The sequence below is a fragment of the Cytobacillus sp. genome (genome assembly GCF_032154635.1).
GTDB lineage: Bacteria > Bacillota > Bacilli > Bacillales > Cytobacillaceae > Cytobacillus.
In genome coordinates this window covers 1-8,828 of sequence record NZ_JALDXW010000076.1, presented here as the reverse complement: position 1 = coordinate 8,828, position 8,828 = coordinate 1, and the positions used below count along the sequence as shown (strand labels likewise).

Annotated in this window: 7 protein-coding genes; all 7 read right to left on the bottom strand. The window is 39.1% G+C overall.

Annotated elements, in window-relative coordinates; genetic code table 11:
- Nucleotides 1-69: 69 nt before the first annotated feature.
- Complete coding sequence (gene glmS / locus RUH74_RS23790; RefSeq protein ID WP_313805271.1) at nt 70-1,872, bottom strand: glutamine--fructose-6-phosphate transaminase (isomerizing); 1,803 nt, start codon at nt 1,870-1,872, stop codon at nt 70-72.
- A gap of 485 nt (nt 1,873-2,357) precedes the next feature.
- On the bottom strand, nt 2,358-3,710 hold the full coding sequence (glmM, locus tag RUH74_RS23785) for a phosphoglucosamine mutase (protein ID WP_313805269.1): 1,353 nt from the start codon (nt 3,708-3,710) through the stop codon (nt 2,358-2,360).
- A gap of 33 nt (nt 3,711-3,743) precedes the next feature.
- Nucleotides 3,744-5,018: a CdaR family protein gene (locus tag RUH74_RS23780; RefSeq protein ID WP_313805267.1), complete on the bottom strand. Its 1,275-nt coding sequence runs from the start codon at nt 5,016-5,018 to the stop codon at nt 3,744-3,746.
- Nucleotides 5,011-5,841, bottom strand: a complete 831-nt coding sequence (gene cdaA / locus RUH74_RS23775; RefSeq protein ID WP_313805264.1) for a diadenylate cyclase CdaA — start codon at nt 5,839-5,841, stop codon at nt 5,011-5,013. The genes RUH74_RS23780 and cdaA overlap by 8 nt, the downstream gene beginning before the upstream one ends.
- A 333-nt stretch (nt 5,842-6,174) precedes the next feature.
- Nucleotides 6,175-6,810, bottom strand: a complete 636-nt coding sequence (locus tag RUH74_RS23770) for a zf-HC2 domain-containing protein (protein WP_313805261.1) — start codon at nt 6,808-6,810, stop codon at nt 6,175-6,177.
- Nucleotides 6,811-6,828: 18 nt separating this feature from the next.
- Nucleotides 6,829-7,392, bottom strand: a complete 564-nt coding sequence (sigW, locus tag RUH74_RS23765) for an RNA polymerase sigma factor SigW (RefSeq protein WP_313805258.1) — start codon at nt 7,390-7,392, stop codon at nt 6,829-6,831.
- A gap of 223 nt (nt 7,393-7,615) precedes the next feature.
- Complete coding sequence (gene rocF / locus RUH74_RS23760) at nt 7,616-8,512, bottom strand: arginase (protein ID WP_313805255.1); 897 nt, start codon at nt 8,510-8,512, stop codon at nt 7,616-7,618.
- Between the last annotated feature and the right edge of the window lie 316 nt (nt 8,513-8,828).

Sequence of the window (8,828 nt, the reverse complement as noted above, 5' to 3'; positions counted from 1 at the left end):
TAAAAAATATTTTTTTCAAATAAAGAGCTTTCATTTAATACAACAACAGTTATCAAAAACCCTTCCTACTTACTCCACCGTTACACTCTTAGCCAGGTTTCTTGGCTTATCAACATCGCAGTCGCGGTGCAGGGCAGCGTAATAAGAAATAAGCTGTAATGGTAAAACAGAGACAAGAGGTGTTAATAATTCGTGCACTTCTGGGATAATGAAGGTATCGCCTTCAGATTCCAATCCTTTCATGGAGATGATGCACGGATACGCACCGCGGGCAACGACTTCTTTCACATTTCCGCGAATACCTAAATTAACATTTTCTTGTGTTGCGATAGCAATAACAGGTGTGCCTTCTTCAATTAAAGCGATTGTACCATGCTTTAACTCTCCTCCAGCAAACCCTTCTGCTTGTATATACGAAATTTCTTTTAGTTTTAGTGCGCCTTCTAGACCTACATAGAAATCAATGCCACGACCGATGAAGAAGGCATTGCGGGTAACTGTTAGAAACTCACGAGCAATCGATTCGAAAGCTTCCTTTTCATCACAAAGCACTTCCATTGCATTGGCGATAATGCCTAGCTCTCGGACAAGATTGAAATTCGGTTCCATGCCACGGCTTTTCGCAGTCACTTCAGCTAAGATGGCTAATACTGCTAGCTGTGCAGTGTACGCTTTCGTAGAAGCAACGGCAATCTCAGGACCAGCATGCAGCAGCAAAGTATAGTCCGCTTCACGTGATAACGTAGAACCTTGTACGTTTGTGATTGTAATTGCCTTATAGCCCATTTCCTTTACTTGAACAAGAACGGCACGGCTGTCAGCTGTTTCCCCGCTTTGTGTGATAAAGATAAACAATGGCTTTTCAGAAAGCATTGGCATATTGTAGCCAAATTCACTTGAGATGTGTACTTCTACAGGTATTTTTGCTAGTTTTTCAATGAATTGCTTACCAACAAGACCTGCATGGTAGGAAGTACCTGCTGCAATAATGTAAATGCGGTCTGCTTCGTTCATCGCAGCAATAATCTCTTGATCAATTGTTAGCTCGCCATTGTCATTTTGATATTTTTGGATAATTTTGCGCATAACTAAAGGCTGCTCATCAATTTCTTTTAGCATATAGTGAGGGTATGTGCCTTTTTCAATGTCGCTTGCATCAAGTTCTGCTGTATATGGATTACGGGTAATAACATCCCCATTAAGATTTTTAATCGTAACTGCATTTCTTGTCACGATTACCATTTCTTTATCCATCAGTTCCACATATTGATCTGTCACTTGCAGCATGGCCATCGCATCTGAAGCAACTACATTAAAGGAATCACCCAAACCAACTAAAAGCGGGCTCTTGTTTTTTGCGACAAAGATTGTTTCTTCATTCTGGTCATCTAAAAGTGCAAGTGCATACGATCCTTTTAAAAGCTGAAGCGTTTTGAGGAACGCTTCTTCTGTACTTAGCCCTTCGCCAGCAAACACTTCAATTAGCTGTACGATGACCTCTGTATCTGTTTCACTTGTAAAGTTCACATCTTGCAGGTATTCACGCTTTAAGATTTCATAGTTCTCGATCACCCCATTATGAACAAGCGTAAAACGGCCTGATGCACTTTGATGAGGATGGGAGTTGATCGTGCTTGGTACCCCATGAGTAGCCCAGCGAGTGTGGCCGATACCAGTCTGCGCAAGCACATCAAAGTCGACTATATTACGTAAATCAGCAATACGGCCTTTTTCTTTAAAAACATGGACGCCCTTTTCATTAATTACAGCGATGCCAGCTGAATCATATCCTCTATATTCAAGCTTTTCTAAACCTCTTAATAAAATTTCCTTCGTATCATTTAATCCAATATATCCAACGATTCCGCACATACTTCTTTTCCTCCCGTTAAGAAGGGGCAAGAAGCCAATCAGGGCAGTCTTGCCCCTTATCTCTGTAGTTAAATTAAAATTCGTATGATGTCAGACAACTTTATCTGAACATACATGCATACACTTTTGCTTTGTAAATTAGCATTCCCCACTCTTTGTCCATTAAGTTACCCTAATGTTTTAAAGAAGAGATCACGGTTTGCTTTAACCGGGAGGCATCCGCCGATTGTTCGATAAACCTCCTCCTCGTCAACTAATCCCCTATCCGATCGGAATTAGTCCAGGCGCTTCTATTCCCATCATTTTTCCTTACTGCCCACCTTTCCTTTTTTTAATCAATCTTTTGTAAAAAGATTTACAAAGCACGATAATCATACAATATAGGCTGTGACTAGTCAACTAAAAACAAAGGGAAGCAATAAACACCCCTTCTAAATAAAATATGCATAAGGTAGACTTTCCGTTCCCTTATGCATATCGTCATTCTATTCTTCTTCTAAACCCATTTCTTGCTTTACAACTGCGGCAATTCGTTCAACATAGGCATTACATAGTTCTTCTGTTGCCGCTTCTGCCATCACCCTTACAAGCGGTTCCGTTCCAGATGGACGAACTAATATCCGGCCATTTCCATTCATTTCATTTTCAACTTCAGTGATAATCGCACTTACTTTCTCATTATCTGTTACATGGTGCTTATCAGTTACTCGAATATTGACAAGCTTTTGAGGGAACTTTTGCATCTCTTTTGCCAGCTCTGATAATGGCTTCTTCGACATTTTCATTATATTTACGAGCTGCAGGCCCGTTAACAACCCGTCCCCTGTTGTTACATAATCGAGGAAGATAATATGCCCAGATTGCTCTCCGCCAAGATTATAACCATTCTTCTTCATTTCTTCAACCACATATCTATCGCCGACTGCTGTTTGAATGCTTTCTATTTCATTTGCTTCAAGTGCTTTGTAGAAGCCAAGATTGCTCATAACGGTTGAAACAACTGTACTATGCTTCAATCTTCCTTGTTCCTTCAGATACTTTCCGCAAATGTACATAATTTGGTCGCCATCGACAATGTCGCCATTCTCATCTATGGCAATCAGACGGTCGCCATCTCCATCAAAGGCGAGTCCGATATCGGCTTCTTTTTCTTTCACAAATGCAGCAAGCGTTTCTGGATGTGTGGAACCTACTCCCTCATTAATATTCAATCCGTTCGGAGAAGCCCCGATCATGGATAAATCCGCATCTAAATCCGCGAATAAATGGGATGCAAGCGAGGATGTTGCACCGTGTGCACAATCTAACGCGATATGTATGCCTGAAAAATCCTCATCCACAGTCTGCTTCAAATATTGGAGGTATTTCTGTCCGCCTTCGAAATAATCATTTACTTGTCCTAGGTCACTCCCTACTGGTCTAGGCAGCTGATCTTCTTCCATATCCATTAAGCTTTCAATTTCAAGTTCCTGCTCATCTGAAAGCTTAAAGCCGTCTGGACCGAAAAATTTAATGCCATTGTCAGCCACAGGGTTGTGTGATGCTGAAATCATTACTCCTGCTTCTGCACCTAGTGCCTTTGTTAGATAGGCAACACCTGGAGTGGAGAGAACGCCTAAGCGCATAACCTCCGCTCCGATGGAAAGCAAACCTGCCACTAATGCCCCTTCGAGCATATGGCCTGAAATTCGTGTATCACGGCCAATCAAAACCTTTGGGTGATTTTTATCCTTAGTTAAAACATATCCTCCACATCGGCCTAATTTAAAGGCTAATTCAGGAGTTAATTCACTATTTGCCACCCCACGTACTCCGTCCGTACCGAAATATTTTCCCATTCCTGTTATCGCTCCTTCATTCATTTTTCTAGCTTATACTTCCTTTTGAGTAATCGATATTTTTGCCGTTTCCGTCGCCAGCTTCCAATCAACATCTGTTGGACCTTTGACATTAATTTTCACTTCATGGTCCCCTTCACTTAAATTAGCTAAATCAAGAAAGACATTAAAGTCACTTGCCTGCAGCTCTGCAATCTTATCGCTCTTTCCCGTAACTGTTAAATTGGCACCATGAGTTGGCGATTGAAGGGAAGCTTCAAATTGGCTGTCTAATCCTGTTAAATGAATAGGAAGATTTGATAACATTTTGCTCTCTTCTTTATCTTCCTCATTTTTACTTGTTTCGTTATTTTTTTCATTCGTTTTTATTGTTGCTTTAACAGTCTTTGGATTGACTTCTTTTATGTCATCCGAAATAATGACAGGCAGAGTAATTTCCGTATTGCCGCTTATTTGGCTAAGGTCAACTTCTACTCTTACATTTTCCGTTTTATCCAGTACCTCTTGACTGCCATAAATCTTCGCCTCTGTTACATCAAGTGAAATGGAATCAATAGAAATATTCTCTGACGGACTACCCTTTTCAACGATTTTAATTGGCACGACCTTACTCAAGCTTTTTACAGGGATAATGACATCCACTGTTACTTGATCGATTAACACATCAAGTTTATTCATATTCTTATCTAATACTAGAACGCGAGCTTCTCTTCGAACAGTTTCTCTTATCGGATCTTTAATATTTACTGCTGCTTTAACATAGGTAATTCTCTCCATTACATCTTTCGCACCGGTTATCTTTACTTTATTCGGTTCAGCCTCTGGAGCTTCGGATATATAGCCATCTTCAACCAATGATTGATCAAATTCAACATCGACTTTATATTCCTTCGTGACCTTTTCTTGTATACTGACGTTGACATATGCTGGATTAATGGTCACATCCAATTTGTCCGAAATATCCCTAATTTTAATTGGTACTCTTTCTGTACCTATTTCAGCATCAGATAAATCTACATATACTTCAAAATTCCTTTGTACTTTTGCTGGCTGAAGGACATTTTTTGGCCCTTTTATTGTGAGTTCCACCGTATCTGGTACACCCGTGACGATTAAGTTCTCTGTATCATAATACGTCTTAACCGGAACATCAGACAGTACCTCCGTGTCTTGCTCGCCTGGGACATTTACATTTGATACATTTTTTACTGGATCATATACAGATTGAAAAAGCAGCAATGCAAGGATTAAGGCAACGATTTTCATAAACCAACGTGTATCAACAAGCTTATCGATAAACTTATCCATTTTTCTTCACCCTCCAGTTCCAACGCCCTGAAGAAGTTTGTTTTACATTATTTTTAAAGATTAATTCATTCGTTAGCAATTCCTTAAATGCCTCTGATTTTAAATCTCGGTGCAGCTCGCCATTTTTTGTCAAGGAAACGCTGCCTGTCTCTTCTGATACGATTACAGTTAAACTATCAGTTACTTCACTAATTCCAAGAGCAGCGCGATGACGTGTTCCAAGTTCTTTTGAAATGAACGGGCTTTCTGACAAAGGTAAATAACATGCAGCTGCAGCCACGGTATTCTTTTGTAATATAACGGCCCCATCATGTAATGGAGTGTTCGGGATAAAGATGTTTATTAGCAATTCAGACGAGATCTTTGATTCAAGGGGGATACCGGTTTCAATATAATCACCCATTCCCGTTTCGCGTTCAACGGATATCAGCGCACCAATGCGGCGCTTCGCCATATAATCAACGGCTTTAACAATCGCTTCGACCATTTTTTCTTGGTCCTCGCCTTCTTGATGTCCACTTCTGGAAAAAAGGCGTCCTCGTCCTAATTGTTCAAGCGCTCTTCTAAGCTCAGGTTGAAAAATAATTGCAATTGCTAAAAATCCCCAAATAAGTACTTGTTCCATCATCCAGCCTAAAGTTTGCAGGTGGAAGGTATCGCTGATAATTTTCACGAGGAGTATAACGAATATTCCTTTTACTAATTGAACAGCTTTCGTCCCACGTACAATGGTAATGAGCTTATAGATGACGAACCATACAAGGAGAATGTCAACAGTATTAGCCAAAAATTTCAGTATAGAGAAATCTGAAAACAACGACATTATCCTTCCTCCAAAAATATCTTAATTAGAATAGCGTAGGCGTCTACCCTTATTGAAGGACCAGCTAGGGCTTGAGCCAGACTGTTCAAAATACGATGATTTGTACTATTTATTTCGTAACTTCCATATTATATCATTGAAAGCATTCGCATTCCAATGACGAACCTGTTTGAAATAAGAAAAGCATAAGCGTCTTAGCCACCCCTTACAAATACGAGATGCTAAGACGGTCACATTGCTTTTTACCAACTTTCTCTCAGGAAAGAGACATCCCAAACCAGTTCCATAATAGATAAAAATAAGAACACTGCATACATGCAGTGTTCCACCTTTTTACTTTGCTGCCTCTGGTTCTTCATGGTCAAAGATATTAACGACCTCTGTTGCCGTTTTTTTAATATGATACCATAGCCAATCAAAAATAGCATTGACTTCTTTAATTTCCCCTGTCACCTGACCTGCAGATGCCAGATACTTTTCTCCATTGATAACGGTCACATTTCCTTCGACCTGTCCCTCAATCTGGATTTTCCCATTTTTCACAGTTACATCCCCTTTAATGACTTCACCTTTAGGGACGATAACTGTATCGTTTTGAACGATAAGATTGGGCTGCTTGGAAACAGAAAATTCATGATCCTGCTCCCATGAAGAAAACAGACTCCCTGCCATAAGCATGATGAATAAAGAAGCTGCCGTAAGTAATGGATGGTGCCTGACCCAACGCTGGAAACCAACCTTGCGCTTTTCTTTAGGCAATTTTGCCATCACCTTTGCAGTAAAGTCAGATGGCACATTAATATGTGAAGTACTCTGAACAAGAGCAATGGTTTTTCTTAACTCATGAAAATGCGTTTGACATTCCTTACAGCTTTGGAGATGCGTTCTTAATTCTTGTTCATTTTTGGCTGAGATCTCTTCATCTAAATATTCATGCATATAAATGATTATTTCTGCTGGACACTTCAAAGTTCTCACCCTCTTTTATTATACATGCCGTAATTGGTTTCTTAATGCTTCTCTTCCTCTGTGTATTCTAGTCTTAACCGTACCTAAGGGCAAATCCAATATCTTACTTATCTCATTTAAGGAAAGCTCCTCAATATACTTCAATACAATAACCGTACGGTATTTTTCGGGAAGCTTAGAAATCTCCCGCTGGATCGTTTCCTGCAGCTCTAAGCTCTCTACATCTTCCTCAGGCAAGCTAGTATCTGAAGCAATTTGTGAATACATGGTCAGCCCGTCTGTACCTGCCACCTCTGCATCTAAATAATAGTCAGGCTTCTTCTTCCTAATACGATCAATACAAAGATTTGTCGCTATTCGATAAAGCCATGAAGAGAACTTTAGATTAATATTAAAGCTATGAATATTTACATATGCCCGCAAAAAAGCTTCTTGAGCAATATCTTCCGCTTCATGCCTATTTCCAAGCATTCTGTAACAGATATGAAATACCTTTTCTCCATATATTTCAACCACTTCTGCATAAGCATCCTGATCGCCTTTTAATACCTGTTTTATCCTTTTCTTTACGATTGCTTCCATTTTCTTTACCTCCGCTCAAAGTGCGGCTATTCGACATTACGAATCGATAGCGGAAAAGGTTTCACTTTTTTTAAAAAAATACTCAATATATCTATATTAACAAATTTTTACTTAGTTGGATGACTATTTTTTCCTTTATAGGTATAAAAGATTAAAAATCGTAAACAATCAATAAGATAGCTAATAAAAAAACAAGAACATGATGTCCTTGTTTTCAATTATATTATAATAATTTTTCCCCAAATAAAGATCCCATTAAAGCAACAGCGACTGTTGCTGTTTTGTTTTTATCATCAAGAATTGGATTTACTTCTACAAATTCAGCTGAAGTAATAATTTCAGACTCAGCCAGCATTTCCATAGCTAAGTGGCTTTCACGGTAGCTTATTCCTCCTAACACTGGCGTTCCTACACCTGGTGCATCATTCGGATCTAATCCATCTAAATCTAAAGATAGATGTACACCATCTGTTCTTCCCTTTAAATAAGCAATTGCCTCTTCCATTACTTTCGTCATACCAATACGATCAATCTCATGCATCGTATAGACTTTGATGCCCTGTTCCTTAATTAATTCCCGTTCTCCTTCATCTAAAGAACGTGCGCCAATAATCACTATATTTTCCGGTTTGATCTTCGGTGCATATCCACCAACATTCGTTAATAATGGATGTCCCATTCCTAAGCTTACTGCAAGCGGCATTCCATGAATATTCCCAGTTGGTGACGTCTCTGCCGTATTTAAATCTCCATGTGCATCATACCAAATGACACCCAGATTATTATAATGCTTAGCTACCCCAGCTAATGTACCAATCGCAATGCTATGATCTCCACCAAGAACTAATGGAAATGATCCTTTTTCAATTGCTTTATCTACTTCCTTAGCCAGCATTTCTGTCTTTTCAGCAATTAAATGCAAATTCCTAAGATTCGATTCCGGATCAACCTCTACTTCTGGCCTTCCTATAGCAATATCCCCTTGATCATGAACTTCATCAAATAATTTTTTTAACCTTTCATTTATTCCAGCGTAGCGGATGGCACTTGGCCCCATATCCACTCCGCGTCTCATTTGTCCCAAATCCATAGGCATCCCAATAATGGCAAGCTTCTTCATGAAAAAATCTCCCTTCATTCATCCCTGTATCTATCTCTATTTTAACCACATTAAAAGAAATGACTCAACTCGACAAAACCGTGTATATATATACGAAAAATGAGTAAGATTCTAAAAATTAATACGGTTAATCACTTAAGTATGTAGCTTTAACACTAGGTTTTATAAATCTACTTCTAAACCTAAATCCTTTTATAATGAATAAGAGAAAAAAGACCTAAAAGGATTAATCCCTTAAGGTCTTTTCTTCATTCATATAAATGAGCCATGAAGGACTCGAACCTTCGACCCTCTGATTAAAAGTCAGATGCTCTAC